The following is a 22,431-nucleotide window of genomic DNA, read 5'->3' as shown; positions in this document are numbered from 1 at the left end:
TTACCAAAATCAAAACCAAAATTAATATAAGTTTTAGCATTGAGTTTAATTTTTGTCCTTATAAGTACTAAAAACTTTGATCAGATCGCGAGAATGGATATACTTATGGATATATTTTTATGCTGAATCTCCAGCAAATAAAATAATTATGAGCTCCTAACGAGTGACTTTTAATACTTTTTTGAATATAAATTGGTAAAGATGGAAATTGTGATAAAAAGGAGCGTATAAATGATCGGACTTTTATTATCAATTTTCATCTTTAACCTGGTCGCTTTTACCACAAATAAACGTCTAACAATAAATCAGATTGTACACATTTGGTACTTTACCACTCTTTTACAGATGGCTTTCGATATGGTTATTGAATTTAAATATTTTGGATATTGGTATTTCACTAAAAAAATTGAGTGGGGGAGTTATTTAATTCATACGGTATTATTGCCACCAGTTAATATGATGTTTCTAAATTGGTATCCATTTAACAAAAAAATAGGAATAAAAATATTCTATATTTTATTTTGGAGCCTAGGTTGCTTACTTTATGAGTTAATTACACTATTGCCAGAACCGATAGGATATTTCCACTATGGTTGGTGGAATATATGGAATTCAGCTATTGAGAATCCATTCCTTTTTGTTATTTTGTTATTTTATTACAAGTGGATTTGTAAGATTGAAGCAAAAATAAAAAATCCAAATGTATAAAAAAGAAGTTCATATATTTGGACTTCCTTTTAATGTCAATAGGTGTAACTGAAATGTTTTCACAAAGGTTTGCAGTTGTGTTCTAGGATTTAAAGAATGGGCTAAATTGAAGATTGAGTTAATAGTATTTAAAGCAAAGTATGTTTGCGAATTTCCATTCTAGAATTTTTCGTAAGGGTCCTATTTAATTCATCCAGATTAAATATTTTTAAGTTATCCATAATATATCCTCCTTTCTTTTGAGGGGATATATTATTAAATGTATGTTTTTATGGACTTGTTCGGGTATAGAAGAATTTAATATATCGAAAAGAAGCACAGCCAGGAAAGAGAAAAAGGGAAGGAACAAAGGTTTAATTTGATAAATTTATAGAAATACCGGAGAATAGATAAACTATAAATTTGGATTGATTTGTGAGAATCTGTGGAAAAATGAACATGTTGATTGTCTTATGGAGAATATGATGTAAACCGTTTATAATCATCTTTCTCATATGGAAGGCCCTCATATGTAAAAGGGCCTTTTTATGTTATTCTATCTTTTCGTTTGTATAAGGATTTCCACTAATATTTGTTCGCATTTCCTTAGTTACTTCAATCGGTTCATCCATTGTAAAGTCATTTTCGGAAGATTTATTATTCATCATACCACTGCCATCATAGTAATTTGGCTTTTCATTCATAGGTAATTTCACCTCCATAGACATAACTTCTACATTCCTTTTCTATTTATTCATTTATATTAGGAAAAATTTCACATTATTTTTTAAGTAAATAGGTAAAAAATAATAATTTTATGGTAATATAATACTATCATTCGTTATTATTTCCATTTGGAAAGGCTCTCGCGTTTTGTGAGAGCTTATTTTTTTGGTATTTCCATGTGAAAAAAGAGGCCGGGGCAAAACCAAAAAGTGGTTATCGAAAAGCGAATATAGCACAAATCAGCTCCGGAAATTTACGTAGAAGCCTGCAAGAGGCTCACCAGCCGCCGTGGGCTTGGAGCGCAATATTTGGGTTTTTTTCGTTAACATACTTCTGTACTAGCCTCCCATTGTTTACTTAATATTAGACAAAATTATGAAAGCTTTTTATTGACTATGCTGACAAACCACTTGTTAAAAATTCCTAATACTAAATAAATGATAAATGAATAGATTAAATACCAATGTATTGGTCTGTAAATATGCAACCATTCAAAAAGTGGTTCGAACAGGAATGCAGCTCCAAATGATAAAATGGACTGGGCAATAAAAAAAGTTTTCCATGATTTAAAATATTGATATACAACCATATAAGTAACCGGCATAAGTGCTAAGTCAACAGGATTTAATCGAGAGCTGATTGGAACTAGTTGATACTGGTAAATCCAGCATAAATAGTAAGAACCGATGTCATCCAACAGTATAGAATAAATAGAAATTAAACTACCGTAAAATAAAGTCTCAAACAATCTTTTAGGATCGATGAATTTTATCCACAAGACCCAAGGTATAATAGATAAAAGGAGAAGGAACCACCAATTAGTTGTAAAAACAACTTCATTAAACCAATAATCAAGTCTAACTTCTCTTATTTGCTCAGTTAAGCCAATTAATTTATTTATATATCCATCAACTCCATTGATTACTGATATATAAATATTTATCAAAAACCCTCCTGATTATACAATTATTGGGAATAATAGGACATAACTACTATCTGGGAAAGTGCGAAATTACGCTAACTATATGTGACAAGGTTTAAGTCAATAGATGTGCGTATACAAAATCAAATGTAGAGTGGGATTTGTTCGGAATAATTTTGCTGTTAGTTGTTAAAAAACTGTCAATTGCAGTTTTTTGCTATAAAGCTACCCAATTAATAAAGGATAGTTGAAAAATACATATTTATCAGCGTTATAGCACATCAAATCTATCCTTTTTGAATAGATGTCCGATCTACTGAGATTTTACCAATGACCTCTTTTTGCAATATTCGTCAATAAAAGAGGTAATTCTTACTTATTGTCGAATTTAAAATAGAATTATTTATTACTTATAGTGAAAGAAGGGAATTTCATTGGATTGGAAAGAAAAACTTATTACGGAATTAAAAATTGAAACGCAAAGTAACCAGTTAAATACTGGAGAAAAAGTGATTAACTTTTTTATCGATCAATTTGAAACAACTTTAGCGAGACCAATATCATTATTTGATCCAAATTTGGTCGAAATTGATAAAGATTCCCCTAATGAAGTTTTTCTTTATGTTGATGAAAAATCATTACATATTCGATATTCAGAAGTAAAGGGCATTGCATCTATTACTGGCGGAAATTTTGAAGTAGAAATTCTTGTAAATAAATCAGGGAAAACGTATTTACAAACGAAAGATGATTTAGGGCAAACAGTTAAAAGGTTTGTAGATGAATCTTTAGTTGATGAAATATTCAAATAGGCATTTTACTGCTAACTGGAAAGCATCTTTCGAGATGCTTTTTTTTATAGACAAATTAAGGTGAAAAACGATGTAAAAGGGGGGGGAAGAAGTGGAGAAAACGTAGGAGTTATTCTTACAGCACCCACTATGATAGAGTAAATCCTAGTAATAGTTGGAAAAATAAAGAATAGCATACAGCTGCTTCTTAAAAGAATATGAATTTAAACAATCTCATGCAAAGACGTATGCTGATGCCCGTCAAAGAAATGGTTCAAGATAATGTAAACAAAAAGTACATAACTAAAAGAAATACCCCCTGGATCGTAATAAATTGACTATCCGATTCAGAGTTTTTTCTTTTTAGAAGACCTCTAGAGCACTTATCTAGTGTTTATGTTAATTAACGGATCAAGTGGAATATTAAGGCTGCTTTATTTTTAGAGCAGTCATCAAGCATAGTCCTTTTTTTAGTTGCTAAACTAATACGATTCCTCTAACGTATATTCGTCTCGATTTGCTTTCTCAATATTGCACCTCACATCACATTAGTATATTGTTGTATTCAGTAAAATGGTTCATCAACTTAAACTATTAAACCATTTATTGGAGGTATTTTACTGAATGAATAAACAGGACCAACTAAATATGATCAAAGAGGATTTTATTAATTGTCAAAAAATACTATTGGCAATTGGTGATGAAACACGTCAGTCTATTTTGTTAGTTCTAATGGGGACGGATTGTCAAACAGGATTACGTGTGGGTGAAATCACTGAACAAACACATCTTTCTCGACCTGCTGTGTCCCATCATCTTAAAGTTTTACGAGATGCCGGTGTTATTTTAATGCGTAAAGAAGGGACAAAAAACTTTTACTATATTAATGTACGTACAGAATTAGGTTTATTAAAAACGCTTGTGTTGGATATTGATAAGTTCATGCAGAACTTTTATTGAATGGGCATTTAAACACATATTATTTGGAGGTATAGGCTATGAGAGCAATGGTTATTGATAGGTATGGAAAAGTTCCAATGCGTTTGGTAGAAATGCCGGCACCTAAAATTGGTGAATATGAGGTACTCGCAGAAATTCATGCAGCTAGTATTAATCCTATTGATTTTAAGATACGCGATGGGAAAGTGAAATTGTTAGTGAAATATAAAATGCCTCTTATCTTAGGGAATGACTTTTCTGGTGTCGTTGTTAAGGTTGGCGCAAAAGTGACTCGTTTTAAAGTTGGCGACGAAATATATGCACGCCCACGTAAGAGTAAGATCGGAACTTTTGCTGAATATATAGCTATTCATGAGGATGACATCGCCTTAAAACCTAAAAATTTGAGCTTTGAAGAAGCAGCATCGATCCCACTTGTTGGGCTGACCTCCTATCAAGCTTTAACAGACATTTTGCAATTACAAAAGGGACAAAAAATTTTAATTCAAGCTGGGGCTGGTGGTGTCGGTACCTTCGCTATTCAATTGGCTAAATTAATGGGTGCTACTGTTGCAACGACTGCCAGTGAAGCTGGTTCAAATTTAGTAAAATCTCTTGGTGCAGATGAAATTATCAATTACAAGACAGAAAAATTCGAAGAGCTACTAAAAAACTATGATGCAGTGTTTGATACACTTGGGGGCGAGATCCTCGAAAAATCATTTGAAGTGATCAAAAGCGGAGGAAAAATTGTTTCCGTTTCGGGATTACCAAATGCCCGTTTTGGTAAAGAATATGGTTCTGGATTTTTTAAAACGATGTTGTTTTCGATAGCTAGTCATAAACTCACTAGGCTTGAAAAAAAGCATAATGTTCAATATACGTTTTTGTTTATGAAGCCAAGTGGAGAACAATTACGTAAAATTGCAAACTTTATCGAGACTGGTAAAATCAAACCTATCATTGATAGAATTTTTCCTTTTGAAGATGCTCAAAAAGCGATGGAATATGCGGAGGCAGGAAGAGCAAAAGGGAAAATAATATTAAAAATCAGATAGTTGTCAAACGAAACAAAAATATATCCTGACTTTCCATTTTTTCTGTTTAATGATTCTATTTCACCAAAAATAGCCCATTACATTATGGGCTATTTTTTACTAATAATTGTATATATTCTTTTTAATGGGTAATCATAATAGAGATTCACCAATAACCTTTGCGACACCCCTTCTCAAATTTCAAATTTGAGGAGGGCTTTTTATTTTAATGAAGAATAGTTTAATTGTTATTTGGATCTAGACCACTTATCATCGCTACCTCACAATGTGGGGGTTTTTCTATAAATAACAAACCCTTAATCAAATCAATCATTTTTCAATCCATTCTATTCCTTCTAGATACTTGTCCATTTCAACCTTCACCTTTAAATCATTTACTATATAGAAAAATGAATAAGGAGGTGGCGATAATGGGTAAACATCGGACAAGTAACTCAAATAATTTTACAACATCTGATAACGCACAAAATACTAGTAATTCGGATAACATTAGAAACACCACTGTTTACTGTGACCCCGAGTACATTGTTAATGATACGTATGTAGAACGAGAAGTAACTTATGTTCATCGGATTATTCGTATTAACAGACAGCATATCGTAAATGTACCAAGAAATGTTTATCGAACAGTGACAAGAAATGTTGTTATTGATCCAGGTATTCCAGATGAATGTGACGATTGCGATAATCATAAAGAACACAAAAAACATAAAAAAAATCATGGTGAAGAACGGTAAATTATTAAAAAAATAATGGTTTAATATATTCGCTATAGGGTAAAGAAACCATAAGTATTTTCCCCCTGAAGAATAGCCCTTCCTTATTCAGGAAGGGCGCTATTTTTAATTTGTTCTTCACGCTCATCCAGAAGTTTTCTTAATTCTACAATATCAGTTGCAGTGGCATGTTCTCGTATAAACATTTTCGCAGTGCGTGCATATGATCCAATTTTTAGCTTTTCTTTATTTTTTTGACGGTATCTTCTGTTTGCTTCCTTTTGGGCTTCAGACGTTTTTGATTTTTGCTCAGTCAATCTAACTCCTCCTATCTGAAGAAAATTATCCAAATGATGAATGCTACTATAACGCCCCAAAAAACGAATTCTAATATGTGTGGCTTACGTTTTTCTAGTTTAATTTCTAAGTTCCCTTTTTTTAGTCTTTTCATTGTTATTCACATTTCATCGTGATAAGATACAAGTGGAAGGGGCTTTCGCCCCCCATAGAGCTTTATGCTTTCCACTTTAGAGTTAGCTTTAAGAATAGAAGATTGATTGTGAGGGTCAATTCTATTCTTGAAGCTTTTCTTTTTCTTATCATGATGTGATCCTTTCTTATGTATTAGTAAGGTTATCTCTCTTACATATATAATCATATCGCATGCGATATAAAAAATCGATGGTTATTTCCATTTTTTTAATATTTTTAAATAGAGAATAAAATATCATATTCCTAACTTGCCAAATAAACAGAAAAAGCCCTCACATTGATGTGGACTTTTTGTATGGAAGATCGAAATATCACATTATATATTAAAGTTAACTAATGTGACTTGGTGAAATCAATAGGCACCAGTCGGATGGGAGCAGGAGAGATCCTACTCTTTTTTATTTCTCAATAAAAATTGCCTCGTCATTATTTAGAAGAGGCAGTTTTTTCGTACTTAAGAAGTTTTTCGATTAAATCTCCAATAGGCAATTCAAGAGCGGCTGCCATTTTAAGGAGCGTCCCAAGTTTCATATTTTCGATAGGGGAATTTTTTTGGACGAGGTTCGAAAATACTGATTCCCGAACCCCGCTTTTTTTCGATAAGGCATAGCGAGTAATGCCTTTCTCTTTGCAAAGTAGTTCTATCGGATGCATAATCCTCACTTCTCCCCTTTCTTTTTAGCGTCCCAATATTTTTTCCTGATCCAAACGATCAACAAAATAAAAACGATGATAATTAAAGAGACATCAAGTATTTTTTCCATCATATACATTATGGTATACTGTTGGTGAGAGTAGGGGATTAACCCCCACGTCTCATTTTTTGGTTTTATAGTCGTAATTTCTCGGCTTCTTGCTTCGATTTCGTACCGTCGTACCAAACTTTACGAATCGTTGCAATGCCGGTGATTACGGCTATTATTTTTAACAGTAGTACCAATTATTTCCCTCCTTTCTATATTTTAATTATACTACATCTAAATGTAGTATTCGAGTGTTTTTTTCTTTTTTATTAGAAAACCTCTGTCAATCAAGAGAGGGAAATGTCTTTATTGATTTTTCACGAGATTTTAATTGTTATTATATCTATTTAATGCATTTAAGTATATTTTTCCTTGAGCCATCGTTTAGCGTTGACTTCCATAAAAATTACCCAAAAAAGAGGCCCTTTTTATTAGAAAGGGCTTCTTTTTATATACAGAGATTTACTTCTTGGCGAAGACGGTATAGGTAGATCAGCTAATTTTATTTTGATTCTAAAAATATGTCCATTTTTAAATGATTTTTGAAATTCGTCACCAATCCGTCACCATTTTAGTCCTTTTGTCTAATTACCATAAAATAACAAACCCTAGAACCGTTGCGGCTCTAGGGCTTAAAGGATGATTCTGACTGGTCTCGAACCAGCGACCTCCACCCTGTCAAGGTGGCGCTCTCCCAGCTGAGCTACAGAATCGTATATAAACTACAATAATTATATAGGTGAAACTTTTCAGTTGTCAATGTTTTTTTCTATTTATGAATAGAAAAGACCCTTTGTAAACATTCAAAGGGTCCGAGCTTATGATTAGTGATTTAGTAGAGCAGACAGCATCCAAACATGTGTGTCAATTTTTTCTACTAGCGCAATAGCCATATCTTCTGTAACATCGTCTTTTTCATCGCTCGCTAAATCAATGAGTTTCTTTAGTTCAGCTTTTAATTGGCGGTAGTCTTGAATAAGAGAATTGACCATATCCTCTGCAGATACATCTTTAACTGCTTCTTCGATAGTAGCAAGATGTAAATACTCGCTTAGCGTTGCAGCCGGTTTTCCTCCAAGTGCAAGAATACGTTCTGCTAACTCGTCTACAATTTCACCAGCCTCATTATATAGTTCTTCAAATTTTTCGTGTAGAGTAAAGAATAGAGGTCCTTTTACATACCAATGATAATTATGAAGTTTTGTGTAAAGTACGCTCCAATTTGCAACTTGTACGTTTAATGCTGATTCAATATACATCAAAATGCCTCCCTAATAATATGTAATAAAAGAATAATGAACAATTCATATAAAAGATTGTGTTTTGATCTTATACTTATATTATACACAATTTTATTTGATAATCAATTTTAAATTATAATAATTATAATTTAGATACAAGCTTTCTTATTTCTGCTCAGATTTAAATACAATATCATTTTGCCTTCTAGATGTTTCCGTAATGGAAAGGACATCGGCGCTTAATTGTTTTAAAGATGTATAGGCTTGAAGATCATTGCGTTCAATAATTTCTACAAAACTGTCAATTTCGTATGCCATATTTTGTTCTAATTGACTAGTTGAAAGAACAGATGTTGCTTTTGTGTGATGATCATGAAACTCCGTATGATTAATTTCAGAAACAGAATCAATAACAATACTTCCTTTTTCACCATGTATTTCACTTTGGATATATGAGTGTGAAATTTTGGAACAAAGGATAGTTATATTAAAATCATTGTATTTTAAAACAAGGGTACCGGCACCGTCTACTCCATTACGTAACAATACAGGATAATAATGACTATCTATTGGTTTTCCAAATAAAAATACTGCGAGTGACAATGGATATACACCTAAGTCAACTAGTGCACCTCCGGAAAAATTACGTGAAAATACATTAGGCTCTTGTCCTGCTAAAAATGCATCATATCGGGATGAATATTGGATGTATTGAAACATTGCGCTTCTTATTTGTCCTAATGCATTGATATTTTTCTTTAATAATAATGCGTTAGGATAGTGAATATTTCTCATTGCTTCAAATAAATAAACGCCATTTTCTTCGGCTACTTTGTATGCGAATTCAAATTCAGCAATATTTGAAAAAATAGGTTTTTCGCAAATAACATGCTTTTTATTCTTTAAAAAAGCTAGTACTTGTTCAAAATGCAATGAGTTTGGAGAAGCGATATAGATAACACGAAATTCCTCACTTTTTGCCATTTTATCAAGATCTGTAAAAATGGATGAGACATGATATTTGCTTGCTAATTGTTCAGCCTTCTCTTTCGAACGTGAATAAACAGAATGTAATGATAATTTTCCAGAATGTTGTGCAGCATCAATAAAAGCTGATGTAATCCATCCTGTACCAACAGTTGCAAATTTCATAGCATCACTTCCTAATTTTCATTTGGTCCGGTAAAGTATGCTGTTGAGCCATTTAATAGAGAACAGCAACTTAGTAAACCATGGTATTTAATAATTACAAATTCATTCTAGCACAACTTAGTAATCTAGTATGAGCTAAAACAATGTCGATTTAAAAAAACTATGGATATTTATGCTAAAAAAGCGATATAGTAAAGTTAAAACAAAACAAATGCTGGATCATTTTTTAATATAATAAATTATTTAAAGAATAATGTAGAAAAAAGTACATATAGTTGAAATAATGGTTTGCTTAAATGAATGAGATTTATAGGGTAGGTGTATAAACTTTGTGTAATAAACTTTATCATACTGATAGAACCTCATCTCAATTTATTAATATTGCTAATAGATTTGATTATTTCACAGCAGTGGTTGGAATGGATGGAGTATTTAGGCAAGTATCGACAACCTCTGAATCTGTTACTGGCTACAAGAGTGAGGAGCTGATCGGCAAAATCATTTTTCAATATATTTTTAAAGATGATCTAGAAAAAATGAAAGGTTCACTTAATAAAATAAACCATGATGATTATGGAGTCATTACATATAGATTACAAGAAAAAACAGGGGATTATAAATGGGTAGAAACAACTTATATGGTGTTGGAAGAACAGCAAATAATTAGACTGCTAATTAAAGATATAAGTATACTCAATGAACTTTGTAATTATTTAATTCATTCAGAAAAACTTTCGATCATTGGGCAAATGGCAGCCGGAATTGCTCACGAAATCCGTAATCCTTTAACTTCGATTAAAGGGTTTTTGCAGCTAATGCAAGCGGGTGTAATTGACACGCGTAATTATATTAATATTATGAAAAATGAAATTGACCGTATCGAATCAATTACAAGTGAATTGCTGTTTTTAGGAAAGAGAAAAGAAAGCCAGAAAAGTGTTCATTGCATTCAAAAGTTATTAAATGAAGTTATTTTATTAATGCAAGCTGAAGGATTGCAAAGAAACATTGAAATTGAAAAGCATTTTCCTGCACAATCGTATTTTATAAAATGTGATGAATCAAAAATAAAGCAAGTATTTATCAATCTCATTAAAAATGGGATGGAAGCGATTGATGAGAACGGAAAATTATCGGTCGCAATATCAATACAAGGGAGCCGCCATATCGTCATTTCCATCACTGATACAGGGTGTGGTATCCCAAAAGAAAAGTTGAACAATATTGGGCAGCCTTTTTATACAACAAAAGAAAATGGAAATGGTTTAGGATTGATGTTATGTTATAGAATTATAGATGAGCATCAAGGGAAGATCAAAATTTACAGCCAAGTGGATGAGGGGACAAGTTTTCAAATTTTTCTGCCACGAGTAAAAGAATAAGAACGATAGAGGCTGGGACAACACTCAAAAATGGTTAGCTAAAGACGAACATTGCACAAATCTGCTCCGGAAATATACGGAGGCTCCTTCGGGAGGATCACCAGCCGCCCGCGGAAGTGAAGGATATTTCCGGAGCGGGGTTCATTAGTATACTTTTCCCCCAGCTTCTTCTATTAATATCTTCTTTTCCTTATTGAGCAATTTGAATGTCAGGCTCCAAAGCAATTTCAACATTTCCTTTTAGTGCTTTTGAAATCATACAGCGCTCTTCTGATAGTGTCACGAACCTGTGAACTTTTTTCTCGTCAACCTCGGTTACATCGTATGGCAACACAATTGTTGGACGATGAATAATTTTTTTGAATGTATTAACGCCTCTTTCTACTTCGACGATTGCTTCTGAATCAATGGTTAAAGAAAGAGGGGTAATGTTGCTTCTTTCTAACATTGCTGCGAGCGTAATAATATAGCAAGTTGCAGAAGCGCCAAGTAACATTTCGTCAGGATTTGTACCGATTCCCGGACCGTCCATTTCAGGAGGAATAGAAATGTTTGTATGTAAGTTTCCTGCCTTCAATTGACCTACTTCATTTCTACCACCAGGCCAATCTGCATGTAAATAAAAATGATGTTCTGCCATCGTCATATCTCCTAACCTTTAGTATCTGCTTCTATTTTAGTATACATAACTTTGTAAACGTGTAAAAATATAAAGTATTAAGGCTACTATCAATCATTAATAAAGGAGGAGTTTTAATGGCAGATAAAATATTGCGGCTAGTCGAGGAGCTCGTGAAAATTCCAAGCCCATCTGGTAATACACAAAAGGTGATTGACTTCTGTGAAAACTATTTAAAAGGATTAAAAGTTGAAACAAGGAAAAATCGTAAAGGTGGTTTACTTGTTACGATTCAAGGCAAGGATAACTCGAAGCATAGAATGTTGACAGCACATGTAGATACTTTAGGTGCTATGGTAAAAGAAATAAAAGGAAATGGACGTTTAAAATTATCAATGATTGGCGGTTTTCGTTGGAATGCTGTTGAAGGGGAATATTGCCAGATTGAAACGGCTTCAGGTAAAACTTATACCGGTACAATTTTGATGCATCAAACATCTGTACATGTATATAAAGAGGCTGGAAAAGCAGAAAGAAACGAGGAAAATATTGAAGTTCGAATTGATGAAAAAGTTACAAATGAGGATGAGGTAAGAGCGCTAGGAATTGCTGAAGGGGATTTTGTTTCATTTGATCCGCGTGTACAAATCACTGAAAGTGGTTTTATAAAATCTAGACATTTGGATGATAAGGCAAGTACTGCTATTCTTCTTAAGCTTGTAAAAACAATTTCAGAGCAGCATATTTCATTACCATACACAACACATATTTTAATTTCTAATAATGAAGAAATAGGATATGGAGGGAATTCAAATATTACCCCTGAAACTGTCGAGTATTTAGCTGTAGATATGGGAGCAATTGGAGATGGTCAGCGTACTGATGAATATACCGTCTCTATTTGTGCAAAAGATGCTAGCGGACCTTATCATTATCGTTTGCGTAAACATTTAGTGCAATTAGCTGAAGAGAATCATATTGAGTATAAGGTCGATATTTATCCATATTATCAATCAGATGCATCGGCTGCTATTCGTGCTGGGCATGATATTGTTCATGGTCTGGTAGGGCCTGGAATTGACGCATCCCATGCGTATGAACGCACCCATCAATCATCTATTTTACATACGGAAAATTTATTACTTGCATACGTTCAGTCAGAAATGATTGAGTAAATTATTTAAAATAAAAAATCTTGAGCTGTAGATAAATTCTTTAACATTAAGGATTATTTGCAGTTCTTTTTATTTTAAGTACTATGGAGACTCGCTCCGATTGATTAGTGATTAAATCAGAAATAGAAGGAATGGGAACTTTGTACTATGAAGTTCGCTTCCCAAGGCGGCCTTCCTCGACTAGTCTCCCTATGACAAGCATATCGCACAAGATTCTCTCCCCTTGGGCTCCAAAACGAGTAATGGAAACTTGTTTTTGTTTCACTTTAAGTTTTATTAAAAAATAAGTACCATTTCCAAGTGCTTTTGAATAAAAGATGGATGTGAAATATTTTTTCTTTTTATATTTTCCTATATAATAAAAGTGAACTGTTATATTAGATGTGGTATACTAAATTTTTTGGGAGATTAATTTAGAATATGAAGATTCGAAAAATGATGGTAAATCATGATGAATTGAACGTTTTTATATATGAGAATAAAAAGGAAGAATATTTTATAGTAGCAATTCCAGCATTCGAATGGTCTGCTACTTTTACATATGATGAGGAAAGAGAGCCTTTGATTGAACGTCTTACAAATTCATTAATCCGTACAAACGTCATGACCGATGTAGAAGCGGTTGCTACACGGATATATCAATGGACTAGAGAAATGTAAAACAAATTGAAAAAGGTGATCCCGATGTAAAACATTATTAACTCGTAAAAAACTAATTTAACAATGAAAGGATTATGATGATGACAAGTTTTAAAGATGAAGTATTGTCAAGAAGAACATTTGCAATTATTTCCCACCCTGATGCGGGGAAAACGACTCTAACTGAACAGTTGCTTTTATTTGGCGGAGCAATTCGGGCTGCGGGTACAGTAAAGGGGAAAAAAACTGGGAAATTTGCGACATCTGACTGGATGGAAATAGAAAAACAAAGAGGTATCTCTGTTACGTCTTCAGTCATGCAATTTGAATATGCAGGAAAAAGAGTAAATATATTAGATACTCCTGGACACCAAGATTTTAGTGAAGATACTTATCGGACGTTAATGGCTGTGGATAGTGCTGTAATGATTATTGATGCCGCTAAAGGGATTGAGGCCCAAACAATCAAATTATTTAAAGTTTGTCGAATGCGCGGCATCCCAATCTTTACTTTTATTAATAAATTAGATCGTCAAGGGAAAACACCTCTTGAATTATTGGCAGAATTGGAAGAAGTATTAGGAATTGAATCTTATCCAATGAATTGGCCGATTGGAATGGGAAAAGAATTTTTAGGTATTTATGACAGATATCATCATCGAATCGAACAATTTCGAGTAGAAGAGGATGATCGCTTTCTACCTTTAAATGAAAATGGTGAACTTGACGGGAACTATGGTATTAAAGAGAATACATTATACGACCAAGCAATTGAAGAAATCATGCTGCTAGATGAAGCTGGGAATGAATTTTCAGAAGAAAACATTGCAAATGGAACTTTAACACCTGTCTTTTTTGGTAGTGCTTTAACAAATTTTGGCGTCCAAACATTTTTGGAAACATATTTGCAGTTTGCGCCATCGCCACAGCCTCGAAAAGCTGATGTGGGAGAAATTGAACCAACCTCAGAGGAATTCTCTGGTTTTGTATTTAAAATTCAAGCAAATATGAATCCGGCTCACCGTGATCGTATTGCATTTGTTCGCATATGCTCAGGTAAATTTGAACGTGGAATGAATGTAACCTTGTCTAGAACTGGAAAGCAAATGAAACTTTCTCAATCAACCCAATTTCTAGCGGATGATCGCAGTACAGTAGATGCTGCTGTAAGTGGTGATATTATCGGTTTATATGATACAGGTACTTATCAAATTGGTGATACAATCACATCTGGAAAAAATCTTATTCATTTTGAAAAGCTTCCACAATTTACGCCTGAGTTATTTGTAAGGGTATCTGCAAAAAACGTCATGAAACAAAAAAGCTTTCATAAAGGAATTAATCAATTAGTGCAAGAGGGGGCTATCCAATTATATAGGACGTATCGAACAGAGGACTATATTTTAGGTGCAGTTGGTCAATTGCAATTTGAAGTTTTTGAACACAGGATGAAAAATGAATATAATTCGGATGTAATTATGGAATCAATTGGTTCTAAGATTCCTCGCTGGATTGATGAGGATCAAGTTGACGAGTCACTTTCAAGTTCACGCAGTTTACTTGTTAAAGACCGTTATGATAAGCCGCTGTTTTTATTTGAAAATGATTTTGCACTACGTTGGTTTAGTGATAAGCATCCAGAAATTAAGCTATCCAATCCTATGGAATAGATTTGAAAAAGAACAAGCATCGATCATTGCTTGTTCTTTTTTCTATTATGTAGAGTATATTTTGTGAAATGGGGCACCCTATACATAAAGGGAGGATATCAATATGAAACATATTAATAGAAGAGGGAAATTTATGAATAGTATGGACGTTAAAAGCGGAATCGAAAGTTTGATTTATCAATACATATTTTAAAGGCAAAAAGATGAAAAAATTATCACATTTAGAAGCAATTCTTTGGAGTGTGGCGTTACCTGGATTTGCTCAGCTTTTAACGGGATCATATTTAAAAGGCATCCTATTCATGTTTTTAGAATTTCTGATTAATCTTAATGGCCATTTTAATAAAGCAATTATGCTTAGTTTTCTAGGAAAAACTGTGGAGGCCAGCAATATTATAAATTATGATTGGTTAATGTTCTATCCATGTTTATATATGTTTGCAATGTGGGATGCCTATAAATCAAGCTTTGTAAATCCTCCAAAACATATTTATCTTCCCTTTGCTTTTTCCGCATACTTTGTTACGATTGGTTTAATGTATTCTCCTATTATTTATGTTCATAATAAATTAATCGGACCAGTGTTTTTACCGATTTTATCATTAATCCCTGGAATCTTCATCGGAAATGTTATAAGAAGAATGTTATTAAAAAGAGATAAGCATTGACGATCTTTTTTTAACTTGTTACAATGTTCTTAACAAAATACTTTTGACAATTGTCAAAGGGGAGTAGCGTTAAGGATGTTTGGCATCCTTAAAACAAAGTCGTCATTACATGATTTCGTTTTTCAGAAGTCATCGGCTTTGTTGGCATTCTGAAAAAATGTCCAGCAAGACCTTTGCCTATAAGGGCAGAGGTCTTGCTTTTTGTCTTTATAGGAAGATTTGTCAAAGAAAATTTGTAAATCTTGTGAAAAAGGAGGACATTTCAATGGATGTATCTTTAGTATTGGAATATGGCTGGGTTTTATTGATATTAATTGGTCTCGAAGGTATTTTAGCAGCTGATAATGCGGTCGTTATGGCAGTGATGGTAAAGCATTTGCCTGGAAATAAACAAAAAAAGGCATTGTTTTATGGTTTGGTCGGGGCTTTTATTTTTAGATTTCTTGCTCTGTTTCTAATTTCTTTTTTAGTGAATGTTTGGCAGGTGCAAGCAATCGGAGCAGCATATTTATTTTATATTACAATTCATCATTTTTATAAAAAGAAAAAGGGTCATCAAGAAGAGGCGTTATTGTCTGTAAAAGAAAAAGAAGCTTCTTTTTGGTTGACGGTGTTAAAAGTAGAAGTTGCAGATATTGCGTTTGCGATTGACTCAATGCTAGCTGCTGTAGCGTTAGCTGTTACATTAAAACCAGCGGGCTGGTTTCAAATCGGTGGAATTGATGCAGGGCAGTTTTTGATCATGTTTGCTGGAGGTATGATCGGACTTGTTATGATTCGCTTTGCAGCTAATAAATTTGTCGAATTGTTAAAAAAATATCCTAATCTAGAAAACGCAGCCTTTTTGATTGTTGGTTGGGTCGGCGTGAAGCTTCTTATATTTACGCTTTCTCATCCAAAAGTTGGTGTGCTGCCGCATCATTTTCCTGAATCATTTTTATGGAAGCTTATTTTCTGGTCTGTATTAATCGGAATCTCCCTAGCAGGATACTTCTTTTCAGTGAAGAAGCAGAATAAACGGTATTCAAAGGAAGAAGCATCATAAAATGCTGTTCGAATTGGAATGGTCAGTGGTTTGTCGAGTGTCTTTTTATGTTAAATAGGTTTTTTGGAGGCAAAAACATAAAAAACTGCAAACAAACCCATATGAAGGAGTTTGTTTACAGTTTGCTCCAAATGCTCTTATTGTTGCTTATTGCCTGATAACTGTGCTTGTGCTTGTTGAACTAAGCGTTTCGTAATTTCTCCGCCAACAGATCCATTTGCTCGCGATACAGTATCAGAACCTAATTGTACGCCAAATTCTTGTGCGATTTCATATTTTACTTGATCGAGGTATTGTTCAATTCCAGGAACTAATAATTTATTGCTGCTTCTTGCCATAATAATAATCTCCTTTAAACATTTATTTGTAAATGAATCATTTGTTAGAAGCTAAAATAATTGTTTCTGCTATTATTATGAGAAAAAAAATGAAAATCATGAATGGAAAAAGGATGAAATCCAGTATTGAAACCACCAATGATTGTATATTTTACAGCGGATTTCATTATTTTATTAGGACAATATAATGATTGTAATGTGAAAGGAGAGTTTGTTATGAAAAGAAAAGCAACTTTCGACGCAGCTAAAAAAAATAACCAAACGCCGAGAAAAAATTTAGCAGAAACTGAGTTTTCTACTGAATTCCATAAGGGAGAAGAAGAAATAAAAGGTGCAAATCGCAACTCGAAACTTGGTAAAAAAGGGAGATCATAATGAATAAGAAAAAAGAGATATTTTCAGAAGAATCAGCTTCTGAATTAGGAGATATAAACGCAGATAAAATATATGAAATTTTCGCTAGCAACAATTCTAAAGATAAACACAATTCTTCGGATGAAGATAGAAAAAGTAAATAATATGGATGGGGAGAATCCCCATCCATAATTTTTTGACAAAATTTCATATTAAAGCAGGAAATTCACTATTATTCACGAAATATCAACATGTATGCTCTTTTTCCTCCGACCGCATTTATTTTTATGTATGTAGCATTTCAACTGTCAGGGTCCTAATTAATTGAACAATTTTTACTGTATTCATGCTTCTTGATTAAAAGGGGAGAACAAGAGTGAAGATAAATAGTTTAGGTCATAAAGAGCCGCAAAAGGATTTTTTACTAAAGAACAATGAACAACTATTTAAAAGCTTATTTGAAGAAGCAATTGATGGGATTGTTTTTTGGAAGCATGATGGAAGCATTTTAAAGGCTAATAGAGCTGCCTTAAAAATATTTGAATGCTCTTTGGAAGAGTTTAAAAATAAAAAATTATGGGATTTTGTTTTTCAAAAGAACGCTCGCTTTCATCAAATTATCCAAGAAATTAACAGATCAAACGCTGTACGTAGTGAGCTTTTATTTTTAATGCCAAACGGTCAAAGAAAACATCTTGAATTCACCTCAAAATATATATGCGCTGAAGATCATCACATGACTATTTTTCGGAATGTAAGCGATCGGTATCAAATGGAGCAGACATTGCGTGATAGTGAGGAAAGATTTCGCAAAATTTTTGAAGGCTCGTTCGATGGAATGATTTTATGGGATTGGGACTATAAAATTATTGATATAAATCCTGTTGCAGCTTGCTACTTTGAATGTGAAAGAGAAGAAATGCTAAATAAAAGTCTACAGGAACTATTACATACGAATAATAAATTTCATAGGGAATTTCAAGACCATATAACAAAATTAAAGAAAAACGGTGTAGCAGATTATCTATTTCCGATAAAAAGGCAAAATTTTACAAAGTACTTTGAAATTACTTCTAAAGGTAATTTAACGTCTAATATGAATTTGACTGTTGTTAGAGATATAACAGAAAAAAGAGCGTTGCAGGAAAAATTGCGGAAATCAGATACATTAAATATTGTTGGAGAGCTAGCAGCAGGCATTGCACATGAAATACGTAATCCAATGACAGCATTGAAAGGTTTTATTCAATTATTACAAAGTAGTATTGAAGAGGATCATACATTATATTTCAATATTATTACATCAGAATTAGCAAGAATCGAATCAATTATTACTGAATTCCTTGTTCTTGCAAAACCCCAAGCAATTCAATTTCAGCATCAAGATATTAGAAAAATTATGAGTGATACCATTGATTTATTAAATGCCCAAGCATTAATGCACAATATTGAAATTGACTGCCATTATCCTTATCAACTTCCTAATGCTTTTTGTGAAGGCAATCAAATGAAGCAAGTATTTATCAATATGATTAAAAATGCAATCGAAGTTATGCCAAACGGAGGGAAAATTGAAATTACGATTCGTTATGATGAACGGGAACAAATGATTCATACAATGATCCGGGATGAAGGAGATGGCATTCCCCCTGATAAAATTGCCAAGCTTGGTGAACCTTTTTACACAACAAAAGAAAGAGGAACTGGACTTGGTTTAATGATTAGCTATAAAATTATTAAAGAACATAGGGGGAGAATAAATGTAGAAAGTGAAGTAGGAGTTGGTACTACTTTCCATATTTATTTACCAATTCAAAATGGATAGGTGAAAGATAGTATGGCATATATAACGATGGAAAGTCCTATAGGTTTATTAACAATTGTCGGAAATAGCCAAGGAATAACGGCAATTCATTTTGGTCAAATTGATTTAAATGAACAATACGAGCCTGGTCATCCTGTTCTTCAAAAGGCAGTACAACAATTACAAGAATATTTTTTAAAACGGAGAAAAACGTTTGACGTTCCCATTATAATTGAAGGTACTCCTTTTCAAAAGGCGGTATGGAAAGAGCTTCAAAATATTCCATATGGAGAAACAAGATCATATTCAGATATTGCTGAAGCAATAGATCGAGAGAAGGCAGTTCGCGCCATAGGACAGGCAAATAAAAAGAATAGGATACCAATTATTATTCCTTGTCACCGTGTCATTGGGAAAAATCATTCCTTAACAGGATATGCTGGAAATCAAGTTGATAAAAAAGCGACATTATTAGAAATTGAAGGATTTAAATAAAAGAAGATGTCCGAGCTTTGAGCTGCTTGGACATCTTCTTTTATTTAATCATGTCTGTTTATTACAGTTTTTACTCATACAGAAATTGCATATGAAGAAATAGTTTACTGTAGACATTCAATTTCTTTAATAAAACTCAGGTAAACGGTCAGAGAATACTGGAATGGTGTTACGAATATCGGTAACAACAGATAAATCAATCTCGGCAGTCACTAATTCCTCTTTATCTGTTCCTTCTGCAAGAACCTTTCCCCAAGGGTCAATAATCATTGAATGTCCTGCAAAAAGATTATTTGGATCACGACCAGCCCGATTGCAGGCGATAATAAAACATTGATTTTCAATTGCGCGTGCAAGCAACAATGTTCGCCAATGATCAAGTCTCGCATGCGGCCATTCTGCAGATACAAACAGCGCTTTTGCCCCCTGCAATGCCTGTTTCCTAATCCATTCTGGAAAACGTATATCATAGCAAATAACTCCTGCAAACGTCTCATCATTTAACTGGAATACGCCATCATTGTTTCCAGAGGATAAATACAAATGCTCATCCATTAATTTAAAAAGATGCAGTTTGCTATACTGCTTAATCATCTCTCCATTCCGATTGATAATGAGCATTGTATTAAAAAATTGCTCATTCTTTTTGTTTGCAACTGACCCTCCGATTAGATCGATCCCATATTGTTTGGCGAATTTACTTAAAAACGCAATAGATGTCTTTGCATGGTCGTCGGCAATTGTTGATAAATGATTTAAATCATAGCCTGTTGTCCAAAGCTCAGGAAGGACAGCAATATCACAATGTTGTTTTACTGCTTTTTGCAGCCAGGACTCTACTTTTTCATAATTTGCTTTTGGATTTCCAAATTCAATATCGAGCTGAATACAAGCAATCTTTTTTTTCATTGTTTTCTCCCTTTGCTAATTTATTTACTATATTCTTAATTTTCGCTTTACAAACCATTTATTTCGTTATAACATTTTTTATTAAGCAAGAAAAGTAAAATGATGCAAGAGGATGGTTATGAATGAACGAATTTTCTCCTTCAAAGATTCTTAAATCTTTGCCGACACAATTTTTTGCAACGTTAGTATCTAAAGTAGAAAAGGTAAAAGCTGAAGGGCATGATGTGATAAATTTAGGGCAGGGAAATCCTGATCAACCAACACCTCCACATATTGTGAAGGCATTGCAGGAAGCAGCAGAAAAACCAGTAAATCACAAATATTCACCGTTTAGAGGCTTTCCATATTTAAAAGAAGCAATCGCAGATTTTTATAAGCGGGAATTTGGAGTAAGTGTAGATCCAAATAAAGAAGTGGCTGTTCTATTTGGAGGAAAAGCTGGTCTTGTTGAAATTCCGCAATGTATTCTCGATCCTGGTGATGTTGTATTAGTACCGGACCCCGGCTATCCAGATTATTGGTCAGGCATTGCTTTGGCACAGGCAAATATGAAAATGATGCCGCTTAAGGAGGAAAATCGCTTCTTGCCAGATTTTAATGCGCTTTCACCGGATGTTAGTGAAAAGGCAAAATTGATGTTTTTGAATTATCCGAATAACCCAACAGGTGCTACAGCAAATGTCGAATTTTTTCATGACACAGTAACATTTGCTAAGCAGCACAATATTTGTGTTGTCCATGACTTTGCTTATGGAGCAATTGGCTTTGAAGGAAAAAAGCCAGTTAGTTTTCTCCAAGCAGAAGGAGCAAAAGATGTTGGAATTGAAATTTACACATTGTCGAAAACGTATAATATGGCGGGATGGCGTGTAGCTTTTGCAATTGGTAACCGAAGTGTTATCGAACATATTAATTTAATTCAAGATCATTTGTATGTAAGTTTATTTGGTGCGGTGCAAGAGGCGGCTTGTGCGGCTTTATTGCAATCGCAAGACTGTGTTGATAAACTTGTGCGCATGTATGAATCAAGAAGAAACACTTTCATTAACGGCCTTCAAGAAATTGGCTGGGACGTTGATGCACCGCAAGGATCATTTTTTGCATGGCTAAAAGTGCCATATGGTTATACTTCAGAGAGTTTTGCTGATCTATTATTAACAAAGGCGCACGTTGCTGTTGCACCAGGAATTGGTTTTGGGAATAACGGTGAAGGATTTGTACGTGTAGGTCTATTAACATCAGAAGAAAGGTTAAAAGAAGCAGTAGAGAGAATAAGTAAATTGGAATTGTTTTCGTCAAGCCATAAATGTTGATATATTAGAAGCAGTGGAGGGAATATATTGTAAATATTCTCTCCACTTCATTCTATTACTCACTCCTTATTTTTGTTGATTTTCTTTCCATTGAACAAATTTATTTAGATCAGGTGTTATTTGCGAGAGAAGAAAAGCGAGTACAGCTGTGTCATCAAGCAGTCCTGGGCCTGTCAGAAAATCTGGAATTAAATCAATCGGTGAAATAAAATAAAGTAAACCGACCAAAATCATAATAATTGTACGATAGGGAACATCACGATACTCACCAGTAGTCCAAGCCTTTAGTAATTGAAATAGAATACGAATATTACTCCAAATATGTTTTAATGAAGTTTTATGTGAAGAAGCTTTTTTCTCAGATTCTGATAAGAGCCTTTTTGTTTTCATCTTATTTTCTGCATATGTTTTTGCTTTTGAAGAAAATAGGCGATAGGCAATCCTTTTAAAAAGAATTTTTTTTAGCATCATTTTCTCTCCTTTTAAATACCTGTCATGATTTTCTTATATTATTTCTCCATAAAAAGAAAAAAATCAAACTTTTACAGCACAA

General features: G+C 33.4%; 26 protein-coding genes, 1 tRNA gene and 1 riboswitch. Of the genes, 16 read left to right on the top strand and 11 right to left on the bottom strand.

Features of this window, described 5'->3' with window-relative positions:
- Positions 1–231: 231 nt before the first annotated feature.
- A complete protein-coding gene (locus tag G4D61_RS02105; RefSeq protein WP_025731014.1) occupies positions 232–708 on the top strand; it encodes a hypothetical protein in 477 nt (158 codons plus the stop codon).
- 530 nt (positions 709–1,238) lie between these two features.
- Here the strand turns inward: G4D61_RS02105 and G4D61_RS02100 are convergent.
- Together G4D61_RS02100 and G4D61_RS02095 are read right to left on the bottom strand one after the other, a co-directional pair.
- Positions 1,239–1,391 (bottom strand): hypothetical protein, encoded by a 153-nt coding sequence (locus tag G4D61_RS02100; RefSeq protein WP_163173112.1) that lies wholly within the window; start codon positions 1,389–1,391, stop codon positions 1,239–1,241.
- A gap of 395 nt (positions 1,392–1,786) precedes the next feature.
- On the bottom strand, positions 1,787–2,359 hold the full coding sequence (locus tag G4D61_RS02095; RefSeq protein ID WP_025731015.1) for a CBO0543 family protein: 573 nt from the start codon (positions 2,357–2,359) through the stop codon (positions 1,787–1,789).
- 410 nt (positions 2,360–2,769) lie between these two features.
- Between G4D61_RS02095 and G4D61_RS02090 the strand changes: the two genes are divergently transcribed.
- From G4D61_RS02090 to G4D61_RS02075, 4 genes are all read left to right on the top strand, one after another.
- Positions 2,770–3,147, top strand: a complete 378-nt coding sequence (locus G4D61_RS02090; RefSeq protein WP_163173110.1) for a hypothetical protein — start codon at positions 2,770–2,772, stop codon at positions 3,145–3,147.
- Between the two features lie 603 nt (positions 3,148–3,750).
- Positions 3,751–4,086 carry an ArsR/SmtB family transcription factor gene (locus G4D61_RS02085; RefSeq protein ID WP_025731017.1) on the top strand — a complete coding sequence of 112 codons (336 nt, stop codon included), beginning with the start codon at positions 3,751–3,753 and terminating at the stop codon, positions 4,084–4,086.
- A 38-nt stretch (positions 4,087–4,124) separates the two neighbouring features.
- Positions 4,125–5,123: an NADP-dependent oxidoreductase gene (locus G4D61_RS02080; RefSeq protein ID WP_025731018.1), complete on the top strand. Its 999-nt coding sequence runs from the start codon at positions 4,125–4,127 to the stop codon at positions 5,121–5,123.
- Positions 5,124–5,533: 410 nt separating this feature from the next.
- Positions 5,534–5,860 (top strand): hypothetical protein, encoded by a 327-nt coding sequence (locus G4D61_RS02075; protein ID WP_235929304.1) that lies wholly within the window; start codon positions 5,534–5,536, stop codon positions 5,858–5,860.
- Positions 5,861–5,943: 83 nt separating this feature from the next.
- Here the strand turns inward: G4D61_RS02075 and G4D61_RS02070 are convergent, their stop codons facing one another.
- From G4D61_RS02070 to G4D61_RS02050, 5 genes are all read right to left on the bottom strand, one after another.
- Entirely contained in the window at positions 5,944–6,156 is a 213-nt protein-coding gene (locus tag G4D61_RS02070) for a hypothetical protein (protein ID WP_163173108.1), read from the bottom strand.
- Between the two features lie 601 nt (positions 6,157–6,757).
- Complete coding sequence (locus G4D61_RS02065) at positions 6,758–6,985, bottom strand: helix-turn-helix domain-containing protein (protein WP_025731090.1); 228 nt, start codon at positions 6,983–6,985, stop codon at positions 6,758–6,760.
- Between the two features lie 729 nt (positions 6,986–7,714).
- Positions 7,715–7,787: transfer RNA gene (locus G4D61_RS02060), tRNA-Val, on the bottom strand.
- Between the two features lie 111 nt (positions 7,788–7,898).
- Entirely contained in the window at positions 7,899–8,333 is a 435-nt protein-coding gene (locus tag G4D61_RS02055) for a Dps family protein (protein ID WP_025731079.1), read from the bottom strand.
- Between the two features lie 147 nt (positions 8,334–8,480).
- Positions 8,481–9,467, bottom strand: a complete 987-nt coding sequence (locus tag G4D61_RS02050; RefSeq protein ID WP_163173106.1) for a Gfo/Idh/MocA family protein — start codon at positions 9,465–9,467, stop codon at positions 8,481–8,483.
- A 329-nt stretch (positions 9,468–9,796) separates the two neighbouring features.
- Here G4D61_RS02050 and G4D61_RS02045 point away from each other — a divergent pair, with 329 nt between their 5' ends.
- Complete coding sequence (locus G4D61_RS02045; RefSeq protein ID WP_025731077.1) at positions 9,797–10,849, top strand: ATP-binding protein; 1,053 nt, start codon at positions 9,797–9,799, stop codon at positions 10,847–10,849.
- Positions 10,850–11,039: 190 nt separating this feature from the next.
- Here the strand turns inward: G4D61_RS02045 and G4D61_RS02040 are convergent, their stop codons facing one another.
- A complete protein-coding gene (locus tag G4D61_RS02040; protein WP_025731076.1) occupies positions 11,040–11,489 on the bottom strand; it encodes an OsmC family protein in 450 nt (149 codons plus the stop codon).
- 116 nt (positions 11,490–11,605) lie between these two features.
- On the opposite strand from G4D61_RS02040, the gene G4D61_RS02035 reads away from it, so the two are divergent.
- The 5 genes from G4D61_RS02035 (at position 11,606) to G4D61_RS02015 (ending at position 16,665) form a co-directional block, all read left to right on the top strand.
- Positions 11,606–12,643, top strand: coding sequence for a M42 family metallopeptidase (locus tag G4D61_RS02035; protein WP_025731075.1), 1,038 nt, complete (start codon positions 11,606–11,608; stop codon positions 12,641–12,643).
- 420 nt (positions 12,644–13,063) lie between these two features.
- Positions 13,064–13,303, top strand: coding sequence for a YueH family protein (locus G4D61_RS02030; protein ID WP_025731074.1), 240 nt, complete (start codon positions 13,064–13,066; stop codon positions 13,301–13,303).
- 80 nt (positions 13,304–13,383) lie between these two features.
- Positions 13,384–14,952 (top strand): peptide chain release factor 3, encoded by a 1,569-nt coding sequence (locus tag G4D61_RS02025; RefSeq protein ID WP_025731073.1) that lies wholly within the window; start codon positions 13,384–13,386, stop codon positions 14,950–14,952.
- A gap of 203 nt (positions 14,953–15,155) precedes the next feature.
- The gene (locus G4D61_RS02020) at positions 15,156–15,620 is read left to right on the top strand and encodes a hypothetical protein (RefSeq protein WP_025731072.1); all 465 of its coding nucleotides are present in this window, start codon (positions 15,156–15,158) and stop codon (positions 15,618–15,620) included.
- A gap of 46 nt (positions 15,621–15,666) precedes the next feature.
- A riboswitch (yybP-ykoY riboswitch) is annotated at positions 15,667–15,840 on the top strand.
- 45 nt (positions 15,841–15,885) lie between these two features.
- Positions 15,886–16,665, top strand: a complete 780-nt coding sequence (locus G4D61_RS02015; RefSeq protein WP_025731071.1) for a MeeY/MeeF family manganese export membrane protein — start codon at positions 15,886–15,888, stop codon at positions 16,663–16,665.
- A gap of 137 nt (positions 16,666–16,802) precedes the next feature.
- Here G4D61_RS02015 and G4D61_RS02010 read toward each other — a convergent pair whose 3' ends face one another.
- Positions 16,803–17,003, bottom strand: a complete 201-nt coding sequence (locus G4D61_RS02010) for an alpha/beta-type small acid-soluble spore protein (protein ID WP_025731070.1) — start codon at positions 17,001–17,003, stop codon at positions 16,803–16,805.
- Positions 17,004–17,219: 216 nt separating this feature from the next.
- Here G4D61_RS02010 and ykzP point away from each other — a divergent pair, with 216 nt between their 5' ends.
- From ykzP to G4D61_RS01990, 4 genes are all read left to right on the top strand, one after another.
- Positions 17,220–17,378: a protein YkzP gene (ykzP, locus tag G4D61_RS02005; RefSeq protein WP_025731069.1), complete on the top strand. Its 159-nt coding sequence runs from the start codon at positions 17,220–17,222 to the stop codon at positions 17,376–17,378.
- On the top strand, positions 17,378–17,521 hold the full coding sequence (gene ykzE, locus G4D61_RS02000; RefSeq protein WP_163173104.1) for a protein YkzE: 144 nt from the start codon (positions 17,378–17,380) through the stop codon (positions 17,519–17,521). The genes ykzP and ykzE overlap by 1 nt, the downstream gene beginning before the upstream one ends.
- Positions 17,522–17,733: 212 nt before the next feature.
- Positions 17,734–19,182 carry a PAS domain-containing sensor histidine kinase gene (locus G4D61_RS01995; RefSeq protein WP_367613756.1) on the top strand — a complete coding sequence of 483 codons (1,449 nt, stop codon included), beginning with the start codon at positions 17,734–17,736 and terminating at the stop codon, positions 19,180–19,182.
- A 12-nt stretch (positions 19,183–19,194) separates the two neighbouring features.
- Positions 19,195–19,656 carry a methylated-DNA--[protein]-cysteine S-methyltransferase gene (locus G4D61_RS01990; protein ID WP_025731067.1) on the top strand — a complete coding sequence of 154 codons (462 nt, stop codon included), beginning with the start codon at positions 19,195–19,197 and terminating at the stop codon, positions 19,654–19,656.
- A gap of 126 nt (positions 19,657–19,782) precedes the next feature.
- On the opposite strand, the gene G4D61_RS01985 is transcribed toward G4D61_RS01990, so the two are convergent.
- Positions 19,783–20,565, bottom strand: a complete 783-nt coding sequence (locus tag G4D61_RS01985) for a carbon-nitrogen family hydrolase (protein WP_025731066.1) — start codon at positions 20,563–20,565, stop codon at positions 19,783–19,785.
- 122 nt (positions 20,566–20,687) lie between these two features.
- Between G4D61_RS01985 and G4D61_RS01980 the strand changes: the two genes are divergently transcribed.
- Positions 20,688–21,878, top strand: a complete 1,191-nt coding sequence (locus tag G4D61_RS01980; RefSeq protein ID WP_163173102.1) for a pyridoxal phosphate-dependent aminotransferase — start codon at positions 20,688–20,690, stop codon at positions 21,876–21,878.
- Between the two features lie 66 nt (positions 21,879–21,944).
- Here the strand turns inward: G4D61_RS01980 and G4D61_RS01975 are convergent, their stop codons facing one another.
- Positions 21,945–22,346: a YkvA family protein gene (locus G4D61_RS01975; RefSeq protein ID WP_025731064.1), complete on the bottom strand. Its 402-nt coding sequence runs from the start codon at positions 22,344–22,346 to the stop codon at positions 21,945–21,947.
- Positions 22,347–22,431 lie beyond the last annotated feature (85 nt).

Source organism: Heyndrickxia ginsengihumi (assembly GCF_011008565.1).
GTDB classification, from domain to species: Bacteria; Bacillota; Bacilli; order Bacillales; family Bacillaceae_C; genus Weizmannia; species Weizmannia ginsengihumi.
This window is presented reverse-complemented; position numbering and strand designations above follow the sequence as displayed.

Bases quoted from the DNA above. Each gene is read 5' to 3' on its own strand.
- G4D61_RS02050 (WP_163173106.1), bottom strand. From the start codon at position 9,467: ATGAAATTTGCAACTGTTGGTACAGGATGGATTACATCAGCTTTTATT.
- G4D61_RS01980 (WP_163173102.1), top strand. From the start codon at position 20,688: ATGAACGAATTTTCTCCTTCAAAGATTCTTAAATCTTTGCCGACACAA.
- G4D61_RS02025 (WP_025731073.1), top strand. From the start codon at position 13,384: ATGACAAGTTTTAAAGATGAAGTATTGTCAAGAAGAACATTTGCAATT.
- G4D61_RS02065 (WP_025731090.1), bottom strand. From the start codon at position 6,985: ATGCATCCGATAGAACTACTTTGCAAAGAGAAAGGCATTACTCGCTAT.
- G4D61_RS02030 (WP_025731074.1), top strand. From the start codon at position 13,064: ATGAAGATTCGAAAAATGATGGTAAATCATGATGAATTGAACGTTTTT.
- G4D61_RS02040 (WP_025731076.1), bottom strand. From the start codon at position 11,489: ATGGCAGAACATCATTTTTATTTACATGCAGATTGGCCTGGTGGTAGA.
- G4D61_RS02015 (WP_025731071.1), top strand. From the start codon at position 15,886: ATGGATGTATCTTTAGTATTGGAATATGGCTGGGTTTTATTGATATTA.
- G4D61_RS02100 (WP_163173112.1), bottom strand. From the start codon at position 1,391: ATGAATGAAAAGCCAAATTACTATGATGGCAGTGGTATGATGAATAAT.
- G4D61_RS02020 (WP_025731072.1), top strand. From the start codon at position 15,156: ATGAAAAAATTATCACATTTAGAAGCAATTCTTTGGAGTGTGGCGTTA.
- G4D61_RS02085 (WP_025731017.1), top strand. From the start codon at position 3,751: ATGAATAAACAGGACCAACTAAATATGATCAAAGAGGATTTTATTAAT.
- G4D61_RS02080 (WP_025731018.1), top strand. From the start codon at position 4,125: ATGAGAGCAATGGTTATTGATAGGTATGGAAAAGTTCCAATGCGTTTG.
- G4D61_RS02055 (WP_025731079.1), bottom strand. From the start codon at position 8,333: ATGTATATTGAATCAGCATTAAACGTACAAGTTGCAAATTGGAGCGTA.
- G4D61_RS01975 (WP_025731064.1), bottom strand. From the start codon at position 22,346: ATGCTAAAAAAAATTCTTTTTAAAAGGATTGCCTATCGCCTATTTTCT.
- G4D61_RS02010 (WP_025731070.1), bottom strand. From the start codon at position 17,003: ATGGCAAGAAGCAGCAATAAATTATTAGTTCCTGGAATTGAACAATAC.
- ykzE (WP_163173104.1), top strand. From the start codon at position 17,378: ATGAATAAGAAAAAAGAGATATTTTCAGAAGAATCAGCTTCTGAATTA.
- ykzP (WP_025731069.1), top strand. From the start codon at position 17,220: ATGAAAAGAAAAGCAACTTTCGACGCAGCTAAAAAAAATAACCAAACG.
- G4D61_RS02105 (WP_025731014.1), top strand. From the start codon at position 232: ATGATCGGACTTTTATTATCAATTTTCATCTTTAACCTGGTCGCTTTT.
- G4D61_RS02035 (WP_025731075.1), top strand. From the start codon at position 11,606: ATGGCAGATAAAATATTGCGGCTAGTCGAGGAGCTCGTGAAAATTCCA.
- G4D61_RS01990 (WP_025731067.1), top strand. From the start codon at position 19,195: ATGGCATATATAACGATGGAAAGTCCTATAGGTTTATTAACAATTGTC.
- G4D61_RS01985 (WP_025731066.1), bottom strand. From the start codon at position 20,565: ATGAAAAAAAAGATTGCTTGTATTCAGCTCGATATTGAATTTGGAAAT.
- G4D61_RS02075 (WP_235929304.1), top strand. From the start codon at position 5,534: ATGGGTAAACATCGGACAAGTAACTCAAATAATTTTACAACATCTGAT.